The organism is Streptomyces sp. NPDC048297 (genome assembly GCF_043201585.1).
In the GTDB taxonomy this organism is placed as follows: domain Bacteria; phylum Actinomycetota; class Actinomycetes; order Streptomycetales; family Streptomycetaceae; genus Streptomyces.
The window spans coordinates 87,998-111,116 of record NZ_JBICZA010000029.1; the positions used below are offsets into that span (position 1 = coordinate 87,998).

A 23,119-nucleotide genomic window follows, 5' to 3' on the forward strand; every position below is an offset into this window, starting at 1 on the left:
GGCTCGGCCGTGTGGACCGCCCCGATCAGCCGGCGTGACAGCCCAGCAGTTCGGCCGTCGTGCCCCTGGCCGTCGTACGCAGCGTGACGACCTGGTCGATGCGTGTGGCCGAGCCGGTGAAGCGGAAGTCCGCCCGGCCCACCTCGGCGCCGTCGGCGGACTGGGACCGCAGCGTGCAGTAGCCGTCCACACCGGCGTCCTTGTGGACCTCCAGATGCACCTCGACCGCGTCGCCGGAGGCCTGGAAGGTGATCACCTGGCCGCTGATCTCGTTCTCCGCGACGTAGTGGTAGGCGAAGTAGCCGACCAGCGCGAGCAGGAGCGCGCCCAGCACCGCCCCCGCGACCTTGAGTTTCCGGTCGGCGCGCTCGTCCGAGGAACGGCCGTAGCGGCCCTCGGGCAGCCGCGTGCTCGCCGTACTCATGATCGTCCTCTCCGCGGAATTATTCGCCTTCCGATTCGGTCACTATAGAAGCCCGCGCGCGTACCGCAGGACGCGGGGCGCCGACACCTGAGGATTGAGTCTTGACTGACCAGCTGCGACTGATGGCCGTTCACGCGCACCCCGACGACGAGTCGAGCAAGGGCGCGGCCACGATGGCGAAGTACGTGTCCGAAGGGGTGGACGTGCTGGTGGTGACCTGCACCGGCGGAGAGCGCGGCTCCATCCTCAACCCCAAGCTCCAGGGCGACACGTACATCGAGGAGCACATCCACGAAGTACGCAAGAAGGAGATGGACGAGGCCCGCGAGATCCTCGGTGTCACGCAGGAGTGGCTCGGCTTCGTCGACTCCGGCCTGCCCGAGGGCGACCCGCTGCCCCCGCTGCCCGAGGGCTGCTTCGCCCTGGAGGACGTGGACAAGGCGGCCGGCGAGCTGGTGCGCAAGATCCGCGCCTTCCGCCCGCAGGCGATCACCACCTACGACGAGAACGGCGGCTACCCGCACCCCGACCACATCATGACCCACAAGATCTCCATGGTGGCGTTCGACGGCGCGGCGGACACCGAGAAGTACCCGGAGAGCGAGTTCGGGCCCGCCTGGCAGCCGCTCAAGCTCTACTACAACCAGGGCTTCAACCGCCCCCGCACCGAGGCCCTGCACCAGGCGATGCTGGACCGCGGCCTGGAGTCGCCCTACGGGGACTGGCTCAAGCGCTGGAACGAGTTCGAGCGCACCGAGCGCACGCTGACCACGCACATCCCGTGCGCGGACTTCTTCGAGATCCGTGACAAGGCGCTGATCGCGCACGCCACGCAGATCGACCCCGACGGCGGCTGGTTCAAGGTCCCGATGGACCTGCAGAAGGAGGTCTGGCCGACCGAGGAGTACGAGCTGGCGAAGTCGCTCGTGGACACCTCCCTCCCCGAGGACGACCTCTTCGCGGGCATCCGCGACAATGCCTGACATGAGCGCAAGCGTGAGCCTCGCAGTGACGCACCTCGTCCCCCTCGCCGCCAAGGAGGTCGACCAGAACAAGGTCACTCCCGGTGTCCTCGGCTTCATCGTCTTCGCGGTGCTGGCCCTGGCCGTGTGGGGCCTGATGAAGTCCATGAACAAGCACATGCAGAGGGTCGACTTCCAGGAGAGGCCGGCCGAGGTGGACACCAAGGCCGACTCCACGGCGCAGCAGAGCTGACCGCGCCGGTCAGCTCTTCAGGGCTGACCACCTCGGTCTGCACCTCAGGTCCGACCACCTACGGTCTGCACCTCAGGTCTGACCGCGCCGGTCAGCTCCTCGCCGGCACCGCCACCCCCATCACCTCGCGGGCGTGGCGGTCCGGCGTCATGCGCAGCCGCCAGGCCTCCCAGCCCGTCTCCAGCGTGATACCGCGCTCCAGGAGCAGGGCGTACGCCGGGGCGTACTCGGCCAGCTTCCCGTCCCGCAGCGGATGCGAGTCCCGGGTCAGCTGGGCCAGCTCCTCCTGCGCCACGGCCGTACCCACCTCCACCCCGCCCGCGGCCGCGTACGGCAGCAGGGTGCAGCGCAGGAAACGTGCCCAGTCCTCGCCGCGACGGTCGCCGTACGCCGTGAACAGGGTCAGCGCCTCGTCGCACAGGGCCAGCGCCTGCTGCGTACGAGCGTTGCCCGCGTCCACCACGGCCAGCTCCAGACAGGTCCAGGCCTCGCCGTGCGCGACCCCGATGCGCTGGAAGTCGGCACGCGCGTCCACCAGCAGCTGACGGGCGAAGCCGGAGTTGCGCAGCGAGCCCGTCTGCGCGGCCCGCTGGTCCCGGGTGACCCGCGCCGAATGGTGCCGGGCGCAGGCCAGCCCGTACACGTCGCGCATCCTCGAGAACATCGTGCGCGCCCGCTCCAGCTCACGGACCGCCCGGTCCAGCTCGCCGCTCTCCTCCAGCGCCTGGCCGAGGTAGTACAGCGTCCACGCCTCGCCGCGCACGTCCTCGTTCTCCCGGTGCCGGGCCGCCGCCCGGCTCAGCCCCTCCACGGCCGGGGCGGCATCGCCGTCCACCAGCCGTGCTCGGGCCAGCTGGGTCAAGGCCCAGGCCTCCCCGCGCGCGTCGTGCGTGCGGCCGTACCGCTCCTGGGCCGCCCGCAGCTCCGTCTCCGCGCCCGGCACGTCCCCCAGGCGCAGCGTCAGCTGGCCGAGCTGGAAGTGCGCCCACGCCTCCCCGTGCACCGAACCGCCCTCGCGGTGCAGGACCAGCGAGCGGGTCAGCAGGTCCAGCGCCTCCGACAGCCGGGCCCGGTCGCGCTGCACCGCCGCCAGCGCGTGCATCGTCCAGGCCCGGTCCGTCGCCAGCGTCGGCGCCGCCTGCAGATCCAGCGCCTCCTGCAGCTTGGCCGCGGCCTCCGTGAGATTGCCCTGGTGATGCAGGGTGATCCCGAGCGAGCACAGGGCCCGCGCCGCGCCCGCGTCCTGATGCGCCTCCCGGTACAGGTCGACCACCGAGGCCAGCGTGGTGCGCGCCTTGTCCAGCTCGCCCAGCTGCCGCGCCGCGATACCGGTACGCCACTGCACGGACTGCAGCAGCAGCCCCTCGTCCACGGTCTGCGCCAGCTCGCTGATCTCACCGAGCCGGTACAGGTCGCCCCGCAGCAGGCAGTAGTCGCACAGGGAGCCCAGCAGGTTCAGCACCGCCGCCCGTTCCACGCCCTCCGCGTGCCGCAGCGCCGACGTGATGAAGCTCGACTCGTCGTCCAGCCAGCGCAGCGCCTCGTCCAGCGAGGTGAAGCCGTGCGAACCGAACCGGTCCGAGCGCGTCGACATGTTGCCGTCGACCAGCCGCAGCACCGAGTCGGCCAGCTCCGCGTAGTTCACGATCAGCCGCTCCTGCGCCGCCGCACGCTCCGCCGGCTCCTCCTCGTCCGCCAGCCGCGCCTGCGCGAAACCACGGACCAGGTCGTGCAGCCGGTAACGGCTGCCGCGCACATGGTCCAGGAGCCCCGCCTCCGCCAGCGCCACCAGATGCCGGGTGGCCTCCTGCTCGTCCGTGGCGAGCAGCGCCGCGGCCGCCGCCGCACCCAGCGACGCCCGGCCCGCCAGCGCGAGCCTCCGCAGCAGCCGGCGCGTCGGCTCCGGCTGATCCGTGTAGCGCAGCCACAGCACCCGCTCCACCGGATCCACCGGGCCGTACGCCCCCAGATCCACCGCCAGCTGCCGAGGAGAACGCGGCCCCAGCGCGGAACCCGCGACACGCAGCGCCAGCGGAAGCCCCCCGCACAACTGCCGGATCCGGTCGGCGGACTCGGCGTCGTACGGGCCCGACGCGTCCTGCGCGGCCGCACTCAGCAATTCCTCCGCGCCCGCCGCGTCCAGCGCCCGCACCGGCAACCGGTGCACCCAGGCCGGCAGATCCGCGGGCAGCTCCAGCGCGGTGCGCGCCGTGACCAGCACCAGGCTGTCGGACCGCTCCGGCACCAGCGCACGCACCTGCTCCGGGTCCGAGGCGTCGTCCAGCACGATCGTCACCGGCAGGCCGGTCAGATGCTGGTGGTACAGCTCGCTCAGCCGCTTGACCTGCTGGTCGGGGGAGGAACGCTCCCGGAACAGCAACTGCTCGCGGGGCGCCCCGAGCCGGTTGAGCAGGTGCAGCAGCGCGTCCCGGGTGGACAGCGCCGGCTCCTCCCGGCCGCCGCGCAGATCCACGACGACCGCGCCGCGGAAGTGGTCCCGCAGCTCGTGCGCCGCACGCACCGCGAGCGTCGTACGCCCCGAACCGGGCTCGCCGTGCAGCACCACCACCGTCGGCCGGGTCTCCGTGGCCGCCCGCGCCGACTGCGTCCACTGCCTGATCCGCGTCATCTCCTGCCGGCGCCCCGCGAACGGCCCCTCCGGCTCGGGGAGTTGCCCGAACGACTGCTCCAGCACCGAGCGCCTGCGGGCCGCCGCGCTCTTGTCCGCGCCACGCAACGACGGGCCGCGCAGCGACGGGCCGGACGTCTTCTGCGGGGCCGCCGAGGCGCTGAGCACCCGCTGCTGGTCCAGGAACGGACGGATACCGCGCACCTCCAGCGCGGTCAGCCACTGCAGGCGCAGCTGCTGCGGACCGCCCGGCTGGCCGGCCGCGCCCGCACGATGGTGGGCGGCGGGCAGATGCGCACCGGCCACCTTCACCACGGTCGCCGTCGCGCCCACCACGCCCACGACGGCGCCCGCACCGACCGCCGTGCCGGTGCCGGTCCCCAGGGACATGTCCGCGACGGCGGCCGCGATCGCGCCGACGGCGGCCACCAGCAAGGCCGTTCCGGCGCCCTCGCGGGCATAGCGCTGACCGAAGGTGAGCCGTCCCGCGTCGGCCTCGTCCAGGGCGCGCGTGTAGGCCTCGTACTCCTCGGCCGCCGTGCGCGCCATCGCGTCCAGCGCGCCGCGCGCCCGCGACAGCAGCAACTGCCCGTCGGTCCGGCCGCCCGAGCGGCGCACCTCTTCCTCCACGGCCCGAACCAGCAGCCGTTCGGCCTCCGCACGATGGCCGTCGCGCATGTCCCGTCCCCCTCCGGCGCCAACTCCGTCACCTACGAGTGTCCTTGGGGCGAGGCGCGAGCGCGAGAGGGCGGCGATCAGGCGGAGGGTGAGGGTTTGGTGGGCAGGCCCTCACGGACACCCGGCACAGGCGGCTTCGCCAGCGCCGGCGCCACACACGCCCACGCCGGCCCCGCCACGGCGGCGGTCGCCGAGGCCGCGAGGCGGGCGCGAGGGACGGCGCGCAGGCCGAACACCACCATCCAAGGCGCCAGCAGCACGGCCCGCCCCCACCCCGAGCAGGACCAGCATCCACCTCTTCAGCGCCACAGCCGTCACCGACCTTCCCAGCGCCACCGACACCGCCGCCTTCCGCGCCCTTCCCGGCCCGCCCACAACCTCGAGATCGAGATCGGCAGGGGCACGCCCGGTGTCGGCGCGTCTCTCCGCGGTACCGGAGACCGTGGGAGAGTGGAACGGTGAACCGACTGGCCCATGAGACGTCCCCGTATCTGCTCCAGCACGCCGACAACCCCGTCGACTGGTGGCCCTGGTCGGCCTCCGCTTTCGACGAGGCCCGCAAGGCCGGTAAACCCGTCCTGCTGAGCGTCGGTTACAGCAGTTGCCACTGGTGCCATGTGATGGCTCACGAATCCTTCGAGGATCAGGTCACCGCCGACTACCTCAACGAGCACTTCATCAGTGTCAAGGTCGACCGTGAGGAACGTCCCGACGTCGATGCCGTGTACATGGAGGCCGTGCAGGCGGCCACCGGGCAGGGTGGGTGGCCGATGACGGTGTTTTTGACGCCGGAGGCCGAGCCGTTCTACTTCGGGACGTATTTTCCGCCCGAGCCCCGGCACGGGATGCCGTCGTTCCGGCAGGTGCTGGAAGGGGTGCGGCAGGCGTGGGAGGAGCGGCGGGAGGAGGTCGGGGAGGTCGCCGGGAAGATCGTGCGGGATCTCGCGCAGCGGGAGATCGGGCATCAGGGCGGCGAGGCGCCCGGGGAGCAGGAGCTCGCGCAGGCGCTGCTGGGGCTCACCCGTGAGTACGACCCGCAGCGCGGCGGATTCGGCGGGGCGCCGAAGTTCCCGCCGTCCATGGTGCTGGAGTTCCTGCTGCGGCATCACGCGCGGACCGGCGCCGAGGGCGCGTTGCAGATGGCGCAGGACACGTGCGAGCGGATGGCGCGCGGCGGGATCTACGACCAGCTGGGCGGTGGGTTCGCGCGGTATTCCGTCGACCGTGACTGGGTGGTGCCGCACTTCGAGAAGATGCTGTACGACAACGCCCTGCTGTGCCGGGTGTACGCGCATCTGTGGCGGGCCACGGGGTCGGATCTCGCGCGGCGGGTCGCGTTGGAGACCGCGGACTTCCTGGTGCGTGAACTGCGCACCGAGCAGGGCGGGTTCGCGTCCGCGCTCGATGCCGACAGCGACGATGGGAGCGGGCGGCACGTCGAGGGGGCGTACTACGTGTGGACGCCCGAGCGGTTGTGTGCCGTGCTCGGGGAGGCCGACGGTGACCTCGCCGCCCAGTACTTCGGCGTGACCGGCGAGGGCACGTTCGAGCACGGGCAGTCCGTGCTGCAACTCCCGCAGACCGAAGGCGTGTTCGACGCGGACAAGGTCGCGTCCGTCAAGGAGCGGCTGCTGGCGGAGAGGGCGAAGCGGCCCGCGCCGGGGCGGGACGACAAGGTGGTCGCCGCCTGGAACGGGCTCGCGATCGCCGCGCTCGCCGAGACCGGCGCCTACTTCGGCAGGCCCGACCTGGTCGAGGCCGCCGTCGGCGCCGCCGACCTGCTCGTACGGGTGCACCTGGACGAGCACGCGCACCTCGCCCGCACCAGCAAGGACGGCCGGGCCGGCGCCAACGCCGGTGTGCTGGAGGACTACGCCGACGTCGCCGAGGGCTTCCTGGCGCTGGCGTCCGTGACGGGGGAGGGGGTGTGGCTGGACTTCGCCGGGCTGCTCGTTGACCACGTGCTCGCGCGCTTCACCGACCCGGACAGCGGCGCCCTGTTCGACACCGCGTCCGATGCCGAGCAGTTGATCCGCCGGCCGCAGGACCCGACCGACAACGCCACTCCCTCGGGCTGGACCGCCGCGGCCGGCGCGCTGCTCGGCTATGCCGCGCACACCGGTTCCGAGCCCCATCGGACGGCCGCCGCACAGGCGTTGGGTGTCGTGCGGGCGCTCGGGCCGCGCGTGCCCCGGTTCATCGGCTGGGGGCTGGCCGTGGCCGAGGCGCTGCTCGACGGGCCCCGGGAGGTCGCGGTCGTCGGGCCGTCGCTCACCGACGAGGGGACGGCCGCGCTGCACCGGGCCGCTCTGCTCGGCACCGCGCCGGGCGCGGTCGTGGCCGCCGGTGCCGCGGACAGTGACGAGTTCCCGCTGCTCGCCGACCGCCCGCTCGTGGACGGGCGGCCTGCCGCGTACGTCTGCCGCCACTTCACCTGTGACGCCCCGACGACGGATCCGGAACGGCTGGAAGCGGCGCTGAAGGCCCGCTGAGCAGGGCGCGGGCGCACCGGAGCGAGGGGGAGTGAAGGGGACACGGAGGGGCGCGGAAGGGCACGGGAGAGGGGAACTGTCCTTATTTCGGCGTGTGTTGGGATAGATACCGCTTACCACACCACCGATACGAAACACGTTATTTATCGGATCGGCTCGCGCCCTTCATCGTTCCCACCTAATCTCTCCACAATGACGCGACGGCAGTGACTCGCCGTCGCGTCAGGGGGTATTTCAGGGGCGTATTTGGAGATCTGGGGGGATCTTTGCTGACGTCTGTCTTCGTGGCCGTCGTCTCGCTGGCCTTGTTCTGGATGGCGGCCTTCACCTTGTGGTGGCAGATGCACGCGTGGCGCACGCCCGAGGTGCTCGCCTCCACCCGGTTCAGCAGACCGGAGGGGGACGAGCACCTGTCGTTCTCGCTGCTCCTGCCGGCGCGGCACGAGCAGGCGGTGCTCGACCACACCGTCCAGCGGCTGCTGGAGTCCACACACACCGACTTCGAGATCATCGTGATCGTCGGGCACGACGACCCCGGCACCACGGCGGTGGCCGAACGCGCCGCCGCACGCGACCCGCGCGTCCGCGTCGTCGTCGACACCCACGAGAAGAAGAACAAGCCGAAGGCCATGAACACGGCGCTGCCGCACTGCCGCGGTGACGTCGTCGGGGTCTTCGACGCCGAGGACCAGGTCCACCCGGAGCTGCTCGCGCACGTCGACCACGCGTTCCGCACGACCGGCGCGGACGTCGTCCAGGGCGGCGTGCAGCTCATCAACTTCCACTCCAGCTGGTACAGCCTGCGCAACTGCCTGGAGTACTTCTTCTGGTTCCGCTCCCGGCTGCATCTGCATGCGCAGAAGGGGTTCATCCCGCTCGGCGGCAACACCGTCTTCGTGCGCACCGGCGTCCTCAGGGAAGCGGACGGCTGGGACCCGGACTGCCTGGCCGAGGACTGCGACCTGGGGGTCAGGCTCTCCAGCGTCGGCAAGAAGGTCGTCGTCGCCTACGACAGCGACATGGTGACCCGCGAGGAGGCGCCCGGAAGCCTGATGTCGCTGCTCAAGCAGCGCACCCGCTGGAACCAGGGCTTCCTTCAGGTGTACCGGAAGAAGGACTGGAAGCAACTGCCGGGATTCGGGCAGCGGTTGCTCGCCCAGCCGGCACCTCTGGCACCACTTAGGCGCCGGGGCGGCCGGTGTGCTCACCAAGGAGACGCTGCTCGTCGTCCTGCCCGCCCTGTTCGTCACCATGTGGCGGCACAGCCACCGCGACACCCGCAAGTTCGCCCTCACCGGAGCCGTCACCGCCTGCGCGCTGATCGGCTTCTCCTACCCGCTGTTCGCCCTCCTCAAGGGCGAGTTGCTCCCGGGCAGCGGGCACGTGTCGCTGCTGGACGGCATCAAGTACCAGATGTCCCGGCCCGGTTCGGGCTTCATCCTGGACAGCTCCGCCGGCTCCTACGGCGTCCTGCACTCGTGGCTGTACTACGACCGTGTCCTGCCCCTGGGCGGCCTGGCCGGGGCGCTGCTCCTGCTGGCCACCTGGCGCTGGTCGGTCACCGCCCGCGCGCTCGCCGGGCCCGCCCTGGCCGTGGCGGTCCTGGCCGCGGTCGCCCTGCGGCCGGGCGGCTACCTGCCCGCCATGTACGTCATCGGCGCCCTGCCGTTCCTCGCGCTGGTCCTGGCCGGCGCCGCCGCCTCCGTCGTCCACGCGGTGCTGCGCCGCAGGCGCGCGCAGGGCGAGCGGCGGTACGTCACCGCCGGCCGGTACGCGGTGGCCGCCGTGCTGGCGCTCGCGGCCGGCGCGTACGTCGTCCCGTATTGGTACGACGGTGACCGCACCGCCGTCACCGCCGACGCCAACAAGCCCTACCGGCAGGCGTCCCACTGGCTCGGCACCGAGGTCGCGGACCCCGGCCGCACCCGGGTCCTGGTCGACGACGCGCTCTGGCTGGACCTCGTGCACGCCGGGTACCGTCCCGGGCTCGGCGCGATCTGGTTCTACAAGGCCGACCTCGACCCGGCCGTCGCCCGGACCCTGCCGCACGGCTGGCGGGACCTCGACTACGTCGTCGCCTCGCCGACGGTCCGCCGTGACGCCGAGGACCTGCCCACCGTACGGGCCGCCATCCGGCACTCCGAGCCGGTCGCCACCTTCGGCACCGGCCCCGACCGCATCGAGATCCGGCAGATCGGCACGGCAGCCGCGGGAGGCGTGCGATGACCAGCCACGAGTACACGGTTCCCGCGGACGGCCTGGCCGCGGCGGAAGGTTCGGTTCCCGAACCGGGGGCCGTCACCATCGTCGTACCGACCTTCAACGAGTCCGCGAACATCCGGCACCTGCTCCGGCAGATCACCGCGTCGGTGCCGGCGCGGCTGCCCTGCGAGGTCGTCTTCGTGGACGACTCCACCGACGACACCCCCGAGGTGATCCGCGACGCCGCGAGGGACTGCGCGTTCCCGGTGGCCGTGCTGCACCGCGAGGAGCCGGCCGGCGGGCTCGGCGGCGCGGTGGTCGAGGGACTGCGGGCGGCGACCTCGGACTGGATCGTCGTCATGGACGGCGACTGCCAGCATCCTCCGTCCTTGGTAACGGAGTTGGTGGCCACGGGCGAACGCCGCGGTGCGGGCCTCGTGGTGACCTCCCGGTACATCGCGGGCGGCAGCAGGGCCGGGCTCGCCGGCGGCTACCGGGTGGCCGTGTCGCGGGGCGCGACCTGGCTCACCAAGGCCCTGTTCCCGCGCAGGCTGCGCGGTATCAGCGACCCGATGAGCGGCTTCTTCGCGATCCGGCGCAGCGCGGTCACCGCGGACGTGCTCCGGCCGCTCGGCTACAAGATCCTGCTGGAACTGGCCGTCCGCAACCGCCCCCGGCAGGTCGCCGAGGTGCCGTTCGTCTTCCAGGACCGGTACGCCGGGGAGTCCAAGTCGAGTGCGCGGGAGGGCTTTCGCTTCCTGCGTCATCTGGCCGGGCTGCGCACCGCCTCACCTGTCGCCCGTATGATCGGCTTCGGGCTGATCGGGGCGAGTGGCTTCGTGCCGAACCTGGTCGGACTGTGGGCGCTCATCGCGCTCGGTGTGCACTACGTTCCCGCGGAGATCCTCGCCAACCAGCTCGGCGTCGCATGGAACTTCCTGCTCATCGAGCACCTCCTGTTCCGTGACCGGCGCGGGCACCGCCGCTGGTGGGACCGCCTGGGCCGGTTCGCGCTGCTCGCCAACGCGGATCTGGTGCTGCGCATCCCGCTGATCGCCCTGTTCGTCGACCGGCTCGGCATGGGCGTGCTGGCCGCGACGGCGCTCGCGCTGGTGACGACGTTCCTGCTGCGCTTCGCCGGCACGGAGGCGCTGGTGTATCTCCCGCGCCGCAAACCCGCCCGGTGAAGCGCGGCCGTACAACGCGCGGCCGTACAACGCGCGGCCGTACAACGCGCAGTCGGACAACGTGCAGTCGGACAACGCACAGTCGTACAACGCGCGGCAGGACAACGCGCAGTCTTACCACCCGCAGTCGTACAACTCGCGGCCGCACAAGGCACAGTCGTACAGCCCGCAGCCGCGCAATGCGCAGCCGCAGCCGCATACAGCCGCACAACCGCAAGGAGAGCCGTGTGAACAAGCGACGCAGACGGACCGCGCTGGCCGGGGTGGGCGCCCTGACCGCCGGTCTGCTCCTGACCTCGCCACAGAGCGCCGAGGCCGCCAACCTCGTCAAGAACCCGGGCTTCGAGACCGCCGGTACGGACGGCATGCCGTACTGCTGGGAGAAGTCCGGGTGGGGCGACAACGACTTCAGCTTCGAGACGGTGGCGGACGCCCACTCCGGCGGCAAGGCCATGAAGGTCACGCTGACCCGGCGGGTCGACGGGGACCGCAAGGCGCTGGTCACCGAGTCCACCGACTGCGCGCCGGTGGTGAGCGTCGGCAAGCAGTACGACCTCGGGCTCTGGTACAAGTCGACGACGCCGGACACGAGCATCACGCTGTTCCGGCACGACACGACCGCCGGCTGGCAGTACTGGACGGACCTCAAGACCCTGGACATGGCGTCGAGTTGGACACAGGCCACGGTCCGCACCCCCGGCGTCCCTGCGGGCACCGACCGCATCACCTGGGGTGTGTCGGTGTACGGCACCGGTTCGGCGACCACCGACGACTACACGATGGAGCAGGTCCCGGACACGGTTCCGCCACCCGACTGCACGGCCACGGGGCAGATCTGCGCCAACGGCAGCTGGACGGTGCAGCCGACGCAGAACCCGGTGCGCTCGATGCACTCCGTCGTCCTCAGCAACGGCAAGGTCCTGCTGATCGCCGGCTCCGGCAACAACGAGGAGGACTTCGCCGCGGGCACGTTCACCAGCGCGGTGTACGACCCGGCCGACGGCAGCTACAAGGTCATCCCGACGCCCAAGGACATGTTCTGCGCGGGGCACGTCCAGCTCCAGGACGGGCGCGTGCTCGTCATCAGCGGCAACAAGGCGTACGCGGTCCCCGGCGGGCACGGCTACGAGGGCTTCAAGGACTCGTACATATTCGACCCGAAGACCGAGACGTACACGAAGACCAACGACCTGAACGACGGCCACTGGTATCCGTCGGCGACCGAGCTGGGCAACGGTGACGTCATCACCTTCGGCGGGCTGCGCGAGGACTCCACCGGCTCGGTGACCGCCGAGCGCTGGTCGGACAAGGACCAGCGGTGGCTGCCGCTGTCGCAGGTCAACCAGACCTGGTCGTTCTGGGGCCTGTACCCGTCGATGATCCTCATGCAGGACGGCCGCCTCTTCTACTCGGGCAGCCACGTCTTCGGCAACAACATCCCCGGCACCGGCTCGGCGGTCTACGACTACGACGCCAACACGATCACCCAGATCCCGGGGCTGCAGAACAAGGACGAGCGGGACCAGTCGGCGAGCGTGCTGCTGCCTCCGGCGCAGGACCAGAAGGTCCTCACCATCGGCGGCGGCAACATCGACTCCAACCCGGACGCGAACCGGCTCACCGACGTGATCGACCTCAAGCAGCCGAACCCGTCGTACGTCGCGGGTCCCCCGCTGCCGCAGGGCACGGTCGACCTGGGAGCCGGCAAGGTCGCCGAGACCGGCAACCAGGGCAAGATGTACGTCTCCACCGTGCTGCTGCCCGACGGCAAGGTGCTGGAGACGGGCGGCGCCCTGCACAACCGGGCCAACTCGGTGTACGAGACGTCGCTCTACGACCCGGTCGCGAACCGCTTCGATCCGGTGGCCGCCGACCCCGAGTCCCGCGGCTACCACTCCTCGGCGTTCCTGCTGCCCGACGGCCGCGTGATGGCCACCGGTGACAACCCGGGCAACGGCACCTGGAACCACAACGTGTCGATCTACTCCCCGCCCTACCTGTTCAAGGGCTACCGGCCGGCGATCACCTCGTTGATCAACCAGGAGTGGAAGTACGGCGACACCCAGCGGATCACCGTCGACCGGCCCATCGCCAAGGCCGAGCTGATCCGTCCGGCCGCGGTCACCCACTCCTCCGACCCGAACCAGCGCTTCGTCGACCTGCCGCTGTCGGTGAGCGGCAACAACGTCGACCTGAACGTGACGAGCAACCCCAATCTGGCTCCGCCCGGCTGGTACATGCTCTTCGCGGTGGACGCGGCGGGGGTGCCGTCGGTCGCCAAGTGGGTGCATCTGACGGGCCCGGCCGCGCTGAGCGCGTCCGAGCCGTCCGCCCACGTCCACTCCTTCGCCGACTCGCTCCGGGGCAAGGTCGCGGGCGCGGGCACCAAGCGGACCGCGCAGAAGGTCAGCACGACGATCTCCGGGTGCGACCGGCACTACGGATCGGCGAACGTGTGCGTGCCGACGGTCTTCCCGCCCCAGGTGAAGAAGACCGCCGCCGCCCGCTGCGCCTGGCTGAAGCAGAACCACTACGGACGCCTGAAGGTCAACGGCGGCGACGACCCGCTGGGCCTGAACCGGAACCGCAACGGCACCGCGTGCGACCGGGGCGACGTGAACAGCTAGCCACGTGAACAGCTAGCCACGTGAGCGGCTGGCTACGTGAGCAGTCGGCCGCGTGAGTGGCCGGCTGCTAGCCGTGTTCCGTCAGGGCGCGTTCCACGATCGCCTCCAGCTGGTCGTGGTGCGCGCCCTTCCAGTAGGCGCGGCCGCAGTCCGTGCACTGGGCGAAGACGTCGTACGTGCGGCGCGTGCCGTGTTCGAGGCGGTCGGCGACCTCGTCCTTGGTGGCTTCCCTCAGCAGGCCGTTGCAGGCGGTGCAGCGGGTCCAGGGGCGCAGTTCGGGGGCGAAGCGGTCGAGGATGTCGTGGAGCTGGTCGTCGGGGCGGGTGCTGTAGACGTAGGCGCCGGCGAACAGTTCGCGCCGGCGCAGCAGGCCCCGGTCGCGGCTGAGCATGACCCGCTTCTCGGCGGCCGAGCGGGCGGCGAGGGCCGGGTCGCCGATGTCGGTGGCCTCGTACGCCGTGTCGACGCCGAGCAGGCGCAGCCGGCGGGCGAGGGTGCCGAGGTGGACGTCGAGGAGGAAGCGGAGCGGGGCGCCGGTGACCTGCTGGGGGCGCTCGACGCGGCGGACCTCGACCGTGTCGCCCGCGACCGGGATGTAGGAGACCGGCACCTCGCGGCCGTCGACCCACAGCGCCCCGACCTCGGTCAGCGGGACACCGGCCGACTCGACGACATGGCCCAGGGTGGAGACGCCGTCGGTGGCGAGGACGGTGGCGCCCCGGCGCCGCCCGCTCGGCAGGAACACGGCCAGGCCGGGGGCGAACTCGACATGGATCTCGGGACCGTTCACCCGGTCAGGATGTCACGGCGGATGCCGCCGGGCTCAGGGGTTTTCGCCGGGCAGACCGTGTTCCAGGAGGTCCAGGCCCCGCGCGAGGAGGCCGGGGAGGTCGTCCTCGAAGCCGCGCTCGGCCCAGTACAGGTAGACCTCCATCAGGCCGCCGACCAGGGACGTCACATGGACGCGGACCTGGAGGCCGTCGGGGTCCAGGCCGGAGCGCTCGGCGAGGACGGTGCCCAGAAGGCGCCCGGTCCGCGTCGTGCTCCCGGCCATGCGGTCGCGGACGGCGGGTACCTGGAGCGCGAGGCGCGCGCGGACGCGGAGCGCCTCGGGGTCGTCCTCGGCCATCGCCTCGACGGCCCTGCCGAGCACGTGCCGCAGCGAGTGCGTCCACGACTCGCCGGCGGGCCGGGCGCGCAACTCCTCGGCCATCAGCGGGTCGTACTCCCACCGCAGGACGATGTCCTCCTTGGCCGGGAAGTAGCGGAAGACGGTCGACGGCGACACCTCGGCGCGCTCGGCGATCTGCTCGATCGTCGTGGCGTCGTACCCCTGCTCCCCGATCAGCGCGTAGGTCGCGGTGCGGATCGCCTCGCGGGTCTTGGTCTTCTTGCGTTCGCGCAGGCCCGGCCGGGGGGTGCCGGCGGGGGAGAGGGGGGAGTGTGCGGCCGTCATGGAGATCATTCTCGGGCACCCCGGGTGCGGGGTGCCGACCTGCGGGACGGACCTACGAGGCGGACCGGTGCGACGGGCCCGCCGACGGGCCTGCGCGACGGGCCTACGCGTGCTGGTACGCCACCAGGGAGATGCCGACGTAGTGGACGACGAAGGCGGCGAGGGTGAGGGAGTGGAAGACCTCGTGGAAGCCGAACCAGCGCGGTGAGGGGTTCGGGCGCTTGATGCCGTAGATCACGCCGCCGGCGCTGTAGAGCAGGCCGCCGACGACCACCAGGACCAGGACGGCGATGCCGCCGGTGCGCATGAAGTCGGGCAGGAAGAAGACCGCGGCCCAGCCCATCGCGATGTAGCAGGGGGTGTAGAGCCAGCGCGGGGCGCCGACCCAGAAGACCCGGAAGACGATGCCCGCGGCGGCAGCGGCCCAGATGCCCCACAGCAGCCACTGCCCCTTCGCGCCGGGCAGGAGCAGCAGGGTGAGCGGGGTGTAGGTGCCCGCGATGATCAGGAAGATGTTGGCGTGGTCGAGGCGGCGCAGGATGCCGTCCATCCGGGGGCTCCAGTCGCCCCGGTGGTACAGCGCGCTGACGCCGAACAGGAGGCAGGCCGTGAGGACGTAGATCCCGCAGGCGACGCGGCCTCTGGTGGAGTCGGCGAGCGCGGTGAGCACCAGGCCCGCGACGAGGACGGCCGGGAACATGGCGAGGTGCAGCCAGCCGCGGAGGCGGGGCTTGGCCGCGAGCGGCAGGGAGTGCGCGGTGGGGCCACGGCCGGCGGCCGGCGTGTCCGTGGGCGCGTCGGGGACGGGCGCAGTCATGGCCCGCATGGTACCTACGCCACCGTAAGTCACGCGTCAGCACGTCCTGGTGAACGGACGCAACGCAAAAAGTCCTTCCGTTGAACTTCATGTGCACGCAAAGAAGCCAGGAAACCGTGGGATTACTCACGTCGCTCACCTGTGATGCCCTCTGGACAGATGCGCACTAGAATCGGATGATCAAATGAGAGCAGTCGGCACCGGATGAGCGGCTACGAAGCGTCCGGGTCGCGGCCCCCACGGGGCGTTGTACACAAAAATCCCTCAATTAGGAGCAATCGTGGCGCGCGACATCGCGGCTCCCACCGGCATCCCCACCCAGCACCAGGACCTGATCTCGTGGGTGAACGAGATCGCCGAACTGACGCAGCCGGACAAGGTCGTCTGGTGTGACGGATCCGAGGCCGAGTACGAGCGACTGAGCGAGGAGCTCGTAGCGAAGGGCACCTTCAAGAAGCTCGACCCGATCAAGCGCCCCCACTCCTACTACGCGGCCTCCGACCCCAGCGACGTCGCCCGCGTCGAGGACCGGACGTTCATCTGCTCCGAGGAGGAGAAGGACGCCGGTCCCACCAACCACTGGATGGACCCCGCTCAGATGCGCGAGGTCTTCACCGGCGAGAAGGGCGTCTTCCGCGGCTCGATGCGCGGTCGCACGATGTACGTCGTCCCGTTCTGCATGGGCCCGCTCGGCTCGAAGCTCTCCGCGATCGGCGTGGAGATCACCGACTCCGCGTACGTGGCCGTCTCGATGCGCACCATGACGCGCATGGGCCAGGCCGTCCTCGACGAGCTGGGCACCGACGGCTTCTTCGTCAAGGCCGTGCACTCCGTCGGCGCCCCGCTGGAGGAGGGCGAGCAGGACGTGCCGTGGCCGTGCAACCAGACCAAGTACATCTCGCACTTCCCCGAGAGCCGCGAGATCTGGTCCTACGGCTCCGGCTACGGCGGCAACGCGCTGCTCGGCAAGAAGTGCTACGCGCTGCGTATCGCCTCCGTCATGGCCCGTGACGAGGGCTGGCTCGCCGAGCACATGCTGATCCTCAAGCTCACCCCGCCGCAGGGTGAGGCCAAGTACGTCGCCGCCGCCTTCCCGAGCGCCTGCGGCAAGACCAACCTCGCCATGCTGGAGCCCACGATCTCCGGCTGGACCGTGGAGACCATCGGCGACGACATCGCCTGGATGCGCTTCGGCGAGGACGGCCGCCTGTACGCGATCAACCCCGAGGCCGGCTTCTTCGGCGTCGCGCCCGGCACCGGTGAGCACACCAACGCCAACGCGATGAAGACCATGTGGGGCAACGCCGTCTTCACCAACGTCGCGCTCACCGACGACGGCGACGTGTGGTGGGAGGGCATGACCGAGGAGGCGCCCGCCCACCTCACCGACTGGAAGGGCAACGACTGGACGCCGGCGTCCGGGACGCCGGCCGCCCACCCCAACGCCCGCTTCACCGTCCCCGCCGCGCAGTGCCCGATCATCGCGCCCGAGTGGGAGGACCCGAAGGGCGTGCCGATCTCGGCGATCCTCTTCGGCGGACGCCGCGCCACCGCCGTCCCGCTGGTCACCGAGTCCTTCGACTGGAACCACGGTGTGTTCCTCGGCGCCAACGTGGCCTCCGAGAAGACCGCCGCCGCCGAGGGCAAGGTCGGCGAGCTGCGCCGCGACCCCTTCGCGATGCTGCCCTTCTGCGGCTACAACATGGGCGACTACATGGCCCACTGGGTCGACGTGGCCAAGGACAAGGACCAGTCCAAGCTGCCGAAGATCTACTACGTCAACTGGTTCCGCAAGAACGACGAGGGCAAGTTCGTCTGGCCCGGCTTCGGCGAGAACAGCCGCGTCCTGAAGTGGATCGTGGAGCGCCTGGGCGGCACCGCCGAGGGCGTCGAGACCCCCATCGGCATCCTGCCGGCCAAGGGCGCCCTGGACACCGAGGGCCTCGAACTGTCCGACTCCGACCTGGACTTCCTGCTCAAGGTCGACACCGAGGTCTGGCGCGAGGAGGCCGCCCTCGTCCCCGAGCACCTCAACACCTTCGGCGAGCACACCCCGAAGGAGCTGTGGGACCAGTACCGCGCGCTGGTGCAGCGCCTGGGCTGAGCCCCGCGCCCCCGAAGACTCCACGGCCGGTTGGGATGCCCTGACCAGTGATCGTCACGGCCGGCCGTGGTGGACAGTGGCGAGGCCCCGCACAACGGAGTGCGGAGCCCTGGGCCTGTCGCCGTCCGTTCCCGTCCGCCCCGACGGAAACGGAAGGCGGCAGGCCTTCGCCCATGTGAGCACCTCTGTATGCGTGAGTGCCCCTACGCGCTTGAGTATCTCTACGCGCTTGAGTAACTCCTGCACGCTTGAGCACCCCCACGCGCTTGAGCGTCCCTACACGCTGTTCCCGCCGCCCCCGCCCCGCTCCTCCAGATAGCGGGTGTGGGTCTCCTGGCGGCGGGCCTCGGTCTCCCGCAGGTCCGCGGCCAGCTGCCCGGCCTCGTCCCGCAGCAGCCCCAACTGGCGTTCCAGATGGCGTTCCGGGGCCTCCTGCCCCGGGGCCAGCCGGGTCCACCACCGGGTCCGCACGAACGCGTCGACCGCCTCCGGCAGGTCCTGCCGCACCACCCGGGAGAGCGTGTGCACGCCCTCCGGGTCCTGGGCGAGCAGCTCGGCGCCCCAGCCGGGATCGAGCAGGGCGGCCAGCAGCTCCGTCAGCTCGGTGAGCCGGTCCGCCGCGGCCGGCGGCAGCTCGACGTCCGCGAGATAACCGCCCAGCTTCTCGAAGTCGCCTCGCACCGCGTCCAGTTGGGCGGACGGGTCGGGGAAGTCGGGCAGCGCGGGCCGCTCCGGCGGGGCGATCAGCGCGCCCGCGCCGTACAGCCCGGCGACCACGACCGGCCAGTAGGGGCCCGCGACCCCGGTGAAGGTCAGCGCCAGGCCGACCAGCCCGCAGGCGGCGCCGGTGAGGTTCTTGCGGGACTCGAGATAGCCGAGCACCTTACTGGTAGCCACGGATCTCCTTGAAGGCGCCGTCCAGCGAGCCGTGCTGGGCGTCGAAGAGGCGGCCGCCGGTCAGGTCGGCGATGTGCGACAGCTCCGCGCGGTCGGAGTCGCCGAAGAGGATCGGGAAGACGGGGATGTCCCGCCGGGTGCCGGTCAGCCGGCGGTAGAAGCCGTCGAAGTCCCCGGCCTTCGCGCCGGTGGTGTTCTCGCCGTCGGTCATCAGCACGATCGAGGTGAACGTGTCGCGGTCGGCGCCCAGATGGTCGTAGGCCTTCTCCAGCGAGGTGTAGATCGCGGTGTTGCCGTCCGCCTCCAGGGCCGCGGTGTCCCGCCGGATGGCGTCGAGACCGGCCTTCGGGTCCCCGGGCTCCACGACGTGGGTGCGTACGCTCTTCACGTCCGAGCCGAACGGCATCAGCGTGACCTCCTCGCGGTCGCGGAAGTCGCCGGTGAGATCGGTCAGCGCCTTCTTCAGCGAGTCCAGCCGGTCGCCGTCCATCGAGCCGGAGGTGTCGAGGACGTACACCGTCCGCGAGGGGCGGCGCAGCTCGTTCTCGTACGAGTCGAGGAGCCCGTCGGCGACCGAACGGCTGCCCGGGAACGGCAGTTCGCGCCGGCGGCCGGTGTCCAGACCCGCCGCGGGCGGCACCGAGGCGACGACCGGCCGGCGGTGGGTGGTGCCGGTGATGAGCTTCTGCACCGCGGGCGTGCGCAGGTCGTCCACCACCCGGCGCACGTCCTCACGGGTGCGGGCACCGGTGGCGGCCAGCGAGGAGAGCGGGTAGTCGGCGGTGACGACGCCGTCGCGGGGGCGGATCACGGTCAGGCCCGGGATGCCCTTGAGCACGGACTCGTAGTTCAGCAGGGCGTCGACGGTGCCGCGCCGCTTGTACGCCGCCGCCAGCCAGCCCGACGAACCCGACGTCAGCTTCTGCCCCTTGAAGAACTCCTTCAGCCGGGGCGTCGCCTTCGCCACGTCCGCGTCCGTCAGCGCGGACTGCGCTCCGGACAGGGCCGAGGCGACCGAGACGAGCGTGGAGAAACCGGAGTTGGAGCGGGCCGGGTCGGTCATGCCGTACGTCAGCCGCCCGTCCTGCACGGCCTGCTCGATCTGCGACCAGGTGACCTGCTCGGGCTTCCAGCCGAGCGCTTGTACGGTGGCCGGCTTGACGCCGATGGCGACCGGGCTGGACATGACCGGTGTCTCCGAGACCACCTTCTTCGCCGCCTCGGGGCGCAGCCGCAGATAGTCGTCCGAGGACAGCCACAGCGCGTCGTACGCCCCGTCCGCCTTGCCCCTGGCGACCAGGTCGACGGCGTCCAGGGTGCCCATGTAGGTGGGCCGGACGGTGACGCCGGTGTCCTCGCGGACGCGGTCGAAGACGGCGCCCATGTCGCTGAGTTCGCTGGAGGCGAGGACCCGCAGGGTGCCGGGCTTCGGGGCCGCGGGGTCGTCCTTGTGGCCCTGGCCGCCGCTCGTGCAGCCGGTCAGCAGCGCCGCCGTCACGGTCAGCAGGGCGAGTGCGCGCCGTCTCATCCGAGGCCGCCTTCCAGCGCACCCTGCGAGCGGCTGCGCTCCAGGTACGCGCTCGCGTGCTGCAGTTCGTCCGTCAGCGACTGGACCGTGGACGCCATCACCTCGGTCGCCTGCACCTTGTAGGTGTCGATGGCGTCCAGGGTGCGGTAGATCTGCTGGAACGCCGAGCGCAGCGTCTCCGCGCCGACGGCCGGGTCGGCGGCGATGCGCTGGATCTCCCCGCTCTGCGTGGCGAGCATCTCCGAGTTGGCCCGGATCAGGTCCTCGGTGGTCCCGCGCAGGGCGTTGACCTGCTCGACCACCTTCTTCTGGTTGTCGAGCGCGGAGGCCAGCATCACCGAGATGCGCAGGGCCGAGACGGTCGTCGTGGCCGCCCGGTCGACGCCCTTGATCAGCTCGTCGTTGTTACGTCGTACGACGTCCATGGCGAGGTAGCCCTGCGCGCACACCGCGAGCTGGGTCAGCAGGTCCTGGTGCTTCTGCCGCACCGGGAAGAGGACGTCGGCGCGCAGGGTGTCGGCCTGCTCGGGGTCGAGGACCCCGGCGATGTGCCCCTCGACGGCCGTGTCCAGGGCCTCGGTGAGGACGACGTACTCCTGGAGCTTGCCCATGGTCTCCCACAGCCGGACCCGCTCGGTCTGCAACGCGGCGCTGTCACGCCGCAGTTCGTCCTGCCCGCCGCGCAGCGACCCCACGATCTTGTTCAACGTGCCCTGCGCGGAAGCGTACTTGGCGACGTGGTCGCGCAGCTTGTTCCCGCCGGGCAGCCGGGACAGGAACCTGCGTCCCTTGGTCGCCGGCAGGTCGCGCGGGTCCAGGTCCTCGACCACGCGCCGCAGTTCGACGAGCGAGCCCGCCACCTTGGCCTGGGCGTCGCCGCCCTTGTCGGGCAGGCTGCGCACGGCCCGCTCCAGCATCCGGTTGGACTGGGCGGCCGCGGTGCGCATGTCGCCGGCGCCGAGCGCGGTGATCTCCCCGACCTTGCCCGCGAACTCGGGCGAGCGGGCGTCGAGCGAGGCGAGCCCCTCGACGTAGGCGGCGGCCTTGCGCGCCATGTCCGAGCGCACGCCCTCCTCCACGGGTACCAGGCCGCCGGCCTTGTCCCGGGGCACGGCCGCGACGGCCTCGGGCGGGGTCAGCGTGAAGATGTCGTCGCCGCTGAGCGTGGGCGTGTGCTCACCGCCGCCCGGCGCCATCTTGTCGAAGTTGCTCACAGGGTCCCCCCGTCATCCGCGCGCCCGGCGGGCCATCTCGTGCAGCACCGCGGAGGTGGGCACGGGCGCCTGCCGGACGCCGGTCAGCTGCTGGTTGAGGTACGCGGCGTGGGCCGCGGTGGCCGAGACGAACTCGGCGGCGTCGCCCTGCGGCCGGAACCCGTGCCGGGCCGCGAGCTTGCGCAGGGTGGGGTCGGTGCTGAGCAGTTCCCCGAGCGCGCGGCCGTTCGCGTCGAGCGCGACGACCGTGTGGTCGCTGTTGACCGTGGTGTCCGGGTACAGGACCACGAGGTCGTCCGCGCCGGTGCCGTGCTGCTCGGTGAGCATCGAGGCGACCTGGGACTCGTACACCAGTACCAGGGGGTTCCCGGCGCCGCTGATGAAGTCCCGGAACACCGCGTCCGAGCTGGACTGCTGGGCGCCCTGCACACTGACGAGCTGGTGCAGCAGGGGAGCGGTGCGGTCGATGTCGGCGTTGTTCGCGACCACCTTGCCGCCGTTGGCGACGTAGGAGGCGTCGGCGAGGTAGAGGGCACCGGAGTTGGAGGACTCCGGGTCCGTGCTCGCGACATAGAGGGTGCCGGTCAACTCACCGTACTTGGAAGCGCCCTTGAGCTGCTGCCAGGTGCGGTCGTGCCGGGCGGCGTCCAGATAGGCGGCCATCTTCAGCGTGCCGCGGCCCTTCCCGTCCAGCGTGGCCAGATCGTTGCCCGCCAGCACCTCGGCGGCACTGCGGTGGGCCACCACCACGAGGGGCGAGTAGAAGGGCCGGGGCAGCGGCTCCTGCACGTGGTACTTGGCGGCCAGTTGGTCGGCGGGCGCCTGGCTGGAGGGGAACGCGAAGTCGTACCCCTTCAGGTCCAGGCCCTCCATGGCCCAGGACCCCGACGCCTCCGTCTTCACGGTGTAGCCCTTGGCGGCGAGGGCCTTCACCACGTCGGGATCGGCGAAGAAGTCCGACTTCTCCGAACCGATCACTCCTCGCACGGTCTTCGTTGCCGTGCCCTTGTCCTCCCCGTGCCGCCCCGCCACGACAGCAGCCACCACGCCGCCGATCAGCAGGACCGCGAGGACGATTCCCGCGATACGTCTCACGCGGTGGAGCGTGCTCCCGGAATTCCACATTCCCTGAGACGGGTGATGAACAGGGAGTGACATACCTGCTCCGGCACTGCAACGCCGCGAAGGGGCGCGGGCGGTGTCCATGTGCGGCTCCGCCGCGTGGCCGCGACAGGCCGCGGGCGGCCGGGAGTTGAGGGACGGCGATCGGGGGCCGGTAGCCGGGGGCGGCAGCCGGGGGACGCCCCTCGGGGGAGGGCAGCCGGGGGATGCCCCTCGGGGGAGGGCAGGCGACGGCCGGCAGGCGAGGGGCGCCCGTCGGGGGAGGGCAGTTGGGGGACGCCCCTCGGGGGAGGGCAGCCGGGGGACGCCCCTCGGGGGAGGGCAGGCGACGGCCGGCAGGCGAGGGGCGCCCGTCGGGGGAGGGCAGTTGGGGGACGCCCGATGGGGGACGGCAGTCGAGCGTCGGCATTCGGGGGCGGCCGAGAGACGGCCGTCGAGGGCCGGCCGTTGAGGGAAAGTTGTCGGGGGAGGGCAGTTGGGGGACGCCCGATGGGGGACGGTAGTCGAGCGTCGGCATTCGGGGGCGG

15 protein-coding genes and 2 pseudogenes are annotated in these 23,119 nt (G+C 71.4%); 8 read left to right on the forward strand and 9 right to left on the reverse strand.

Going from position 1 to position 23,119, the window contains the following annotated elements:
* Positions 1–25: 25 nt before the first annotated feature.
* Positions 26–424, reverse strand: coding sequence for a DUF4307 domain-containing protein (locus tag ACGFYV_RS27880; RefSeq protein ID WP_393881232.1), 399 nt, complete (start codon positions 422–424; stop codon positions 26–28).
* Between the two features lie 101 nt (positions 425–525).
* Between ACGFYV_RS27880 and mca the strand changes: the two genes are divergently transcribed.
* Both mca and ACGFYV_RS27890 read left to right on the forward strand, forming a co-directional pair.
* Positions 526–1,407 carry a mycothiol conjugate amidase Mca gene (gene mca, locus ACGFYV_RS27885; RefSeq protein WP_393881233.1) on the forward strand — a complete coding sequence of 294 codons (882 nt, stop codon included), beginning with the start codon at positions 526–528 and terminating at the stop codon, positions 1,405–1,407.
* Entirely contained in the window at positions 1,400–1,639 is a 240-nt protein-coding gene (locus tag ACGFYV_RS27890) for a hypothetical protein (RefSeq protein WP_393881234.1), read from the forward strand. Before mca ends, ACGFYV_RS27890 begins: the two co-directional genes overlap by 8 nt.
* Positions 1,640–1,730: 91 nt before the next feature.
* On the opposite strand, the gene ACGFYV_RS27895 is transcribed toward ACGFYV_RS27890, so the two are convergent.
* Entirely contained in the window at positions 1,731–4,946 is a 3,216-nt protein-coding gene (locus tag ACGFYV_RS27895) for a tetratricopeptide repeat protein (protein WP_393881235.1), read from the reverse strand.
* Between the two features lie 458 nt (positions 4,947–5,404).
* On the opposite strand from ACGFYV_RS27895, the gene ACGFYV_RS27900 reads away from it, so the two are divergent.
* The 5 genes and pseudogenes from ACGFYV_RS27900 to ACGFYV_RS27920 all read left to right on the forward strand — a co-directional run bounded on the left by ACGFYV_RS27900 (position 5,405) and on the right by ACGFYV_RS27920 (position 13,454).
* Complete coding sequence (locus ACGFYV_RS27900) at positions 5,405–7,438, forward strand: thioredoxin domain-containing protein (protein ID WP_393881236.1); 2,034 nt, start codon at positions 5,405–5,407, stop codon at positions 7,436–7,438.
* A 266-nt stretch (positions 7,439–7,704) separates the two neighbouring features.
* Positions 7,705–8,616: pseudogene (locus ACGFYV_RS27905) on the forward strand (glycosyltransferase); the annotation flags it as partial.
* A pseudogene (locus tag ACGFYV_RS27910) lies at positions 8,591–9,664 on the forward strand (glycosyltransferase); the annotation flags it as partial. The pseudogenes ACGFYV_RS27905 and ACGFYV_RS27910, both read left to right, overlap by 26 nt.
* Positions 9,661–10,827 (forward strand): glycosyltransferase, encoded by a 1,167-nt coding sequence (locus ACGFYV_RS27915; protein ID WP_393881237.1) that lies wholly within the window; start codon positions 9,661–9,663, stop codon positions 10,825–10,827. The pseudogene ACGFYV_RS27910 and the gene ACGFYV_RS27915, both read left to right, overlap by 4 nt.
* 227 nt (positions 10,828–11,054) lie before the next feature.
* On the forward strand, positions 11,055–13,454 hold the full coding sequence (locus ACGFYV_RS27920) for a galactose oxidase-like domain-containing protein (protein WP_393881238.1): 2,400 nt from the start codon (positions 11,055–11,057) through the stop codon (positions 13,452–13,454).
* 67 nt (positions 13,455–13,521) lie between these two features.
* On the opposite strand, the gene ACGFYV_RS27925 is transcribed toward ACGFYV_RS27920, so the two are convergent.
* The 3 genes from ACGFYV_RS27925 to ACGFYV_RS27935 form a co-directional block, all read right to left on the reverse strand.
* Positions 13,522–14,244, reverse strand: coding sequence for a Mut7-C RNAse domain-containing protein (locus tag ACGFYV_RS27925; RefSeq protein WP_393881239.1), 723 nt, complete (start codon positions 14,242–14,244; stop codon positions 13,522–13,524).
* 33 nt (positions 14,245–14,277) lie between these two features.
* Positions 14,278–14,910 carry a TetR/AcrR family transcriptional regulator gene (locus ACGFYV_RS27930; RefSeq protein WP_393881240.1) on the reverse strand — a complete coding sequence of 211 codons (633 nt, stop codon included), beginning with the start codon at positions 14,908–14,910 and terminating at the stop codon, positions 14,278–14,280.
* 103 nt (positions 14,911–15,013) lie between these two features.
* On the reverse strand, positions 15,014–15,727 hold the full coding sequence (locus ACGFYV_RS27935; RefSeq protein ID WP_393881241.1) for a hemolysin III family protein: 714 nt from the start codon (positions 15,725–15,727) through the stop codon (positions 15,014–15,016).
* 280 nt (positions 15,728–16,007) lie between these two features.
* On the opposite strand from ACGFYV_RS27935, the gene ACGFYV_RS27940 reads away from it, so the two are divergent.
* Entirely contained in the window at positions 16,008–17,831 is a 1,824-nt protein-coding gene (locus ACGFYV_RS27940) for a phosphoenolpyruvate carboxykinase (GTP) (protein ID WP_393881242.1), read from the forward strand.
* 276 nt (positions 17,832–18,107) lie between these two features.
* Here ACGFYV_RS27940 and ACGFYV_RS27945 read toward each other — a convergent pair whose 3' ends face one another.
* Genes ACGFYV_RS27945 through ACGFYV_RS27960 form a run of 4 tightly spaced genes read right to left on the reverse strand, consistent with a single transcriptional unit; the run spans position 18,108 to position 22,565 of the window.
* The gene (locus tag ACGFYV_RS27945) at positions 18,108–18,728 is read right to left on the reverse strand and encodes a hypothetical protein (RefSeq protein ID WP_393881243.1); all 621 of its coding nucleotides are present in this window, start codon (positions 18,726–18,728) and stop codon (positions 18,108–18,110) included.
* Positions 18,715–20,256 carry a substrate-binding domain-containing protein gene (locus ACGFYV_RS27950; protein ID WP_393881244.1) on the reverse strand — a complete coding sequence of 514 codons (1,542 nt, stop codon included), beginning with the start codon at positions 20,254–20,256 and terminating at the stop codon, positions 18,715–18,717. The genes ACGFYV_RS27945 and ACGFYV_RS27950 overlap by 14 nt, the downstream gene beginning before the upstream one ends.
* Positions 20,253–21,452 carry a toxic anion resistance protein gene (locus ACGFYV_RS27955; protein WP_393881257.1) on the reverse strand — a complete coding sequence of 400 codons (1,200 nt, stop codon included), beginning with the start codon at positions 21,450–21,452 and terminating at the stop codon, positions 20,253–20,255. Before ACGFYV_RS27955 ends, ACGFYV_RS27950 begins: the two co-directional genes overlap by 4 nt.
* A 30-nt stretch (positions 21,453–21,482) precedes the next feature.
* Positions 21,483–22,565 carry a hypothetical protein gene (locus ACGFYV_RS27960; protein ID WP_393881245.1) on the reverse strand — a complete coding sequence of 361 codons (1,083 nt, stop codon included), beginning with the start codon at positions 22,563–22,565 and terminating at the stop codon, positions 21,483–21,485.
* Positions 22,566–23,119: the final 554 nt, after the last annotated feature.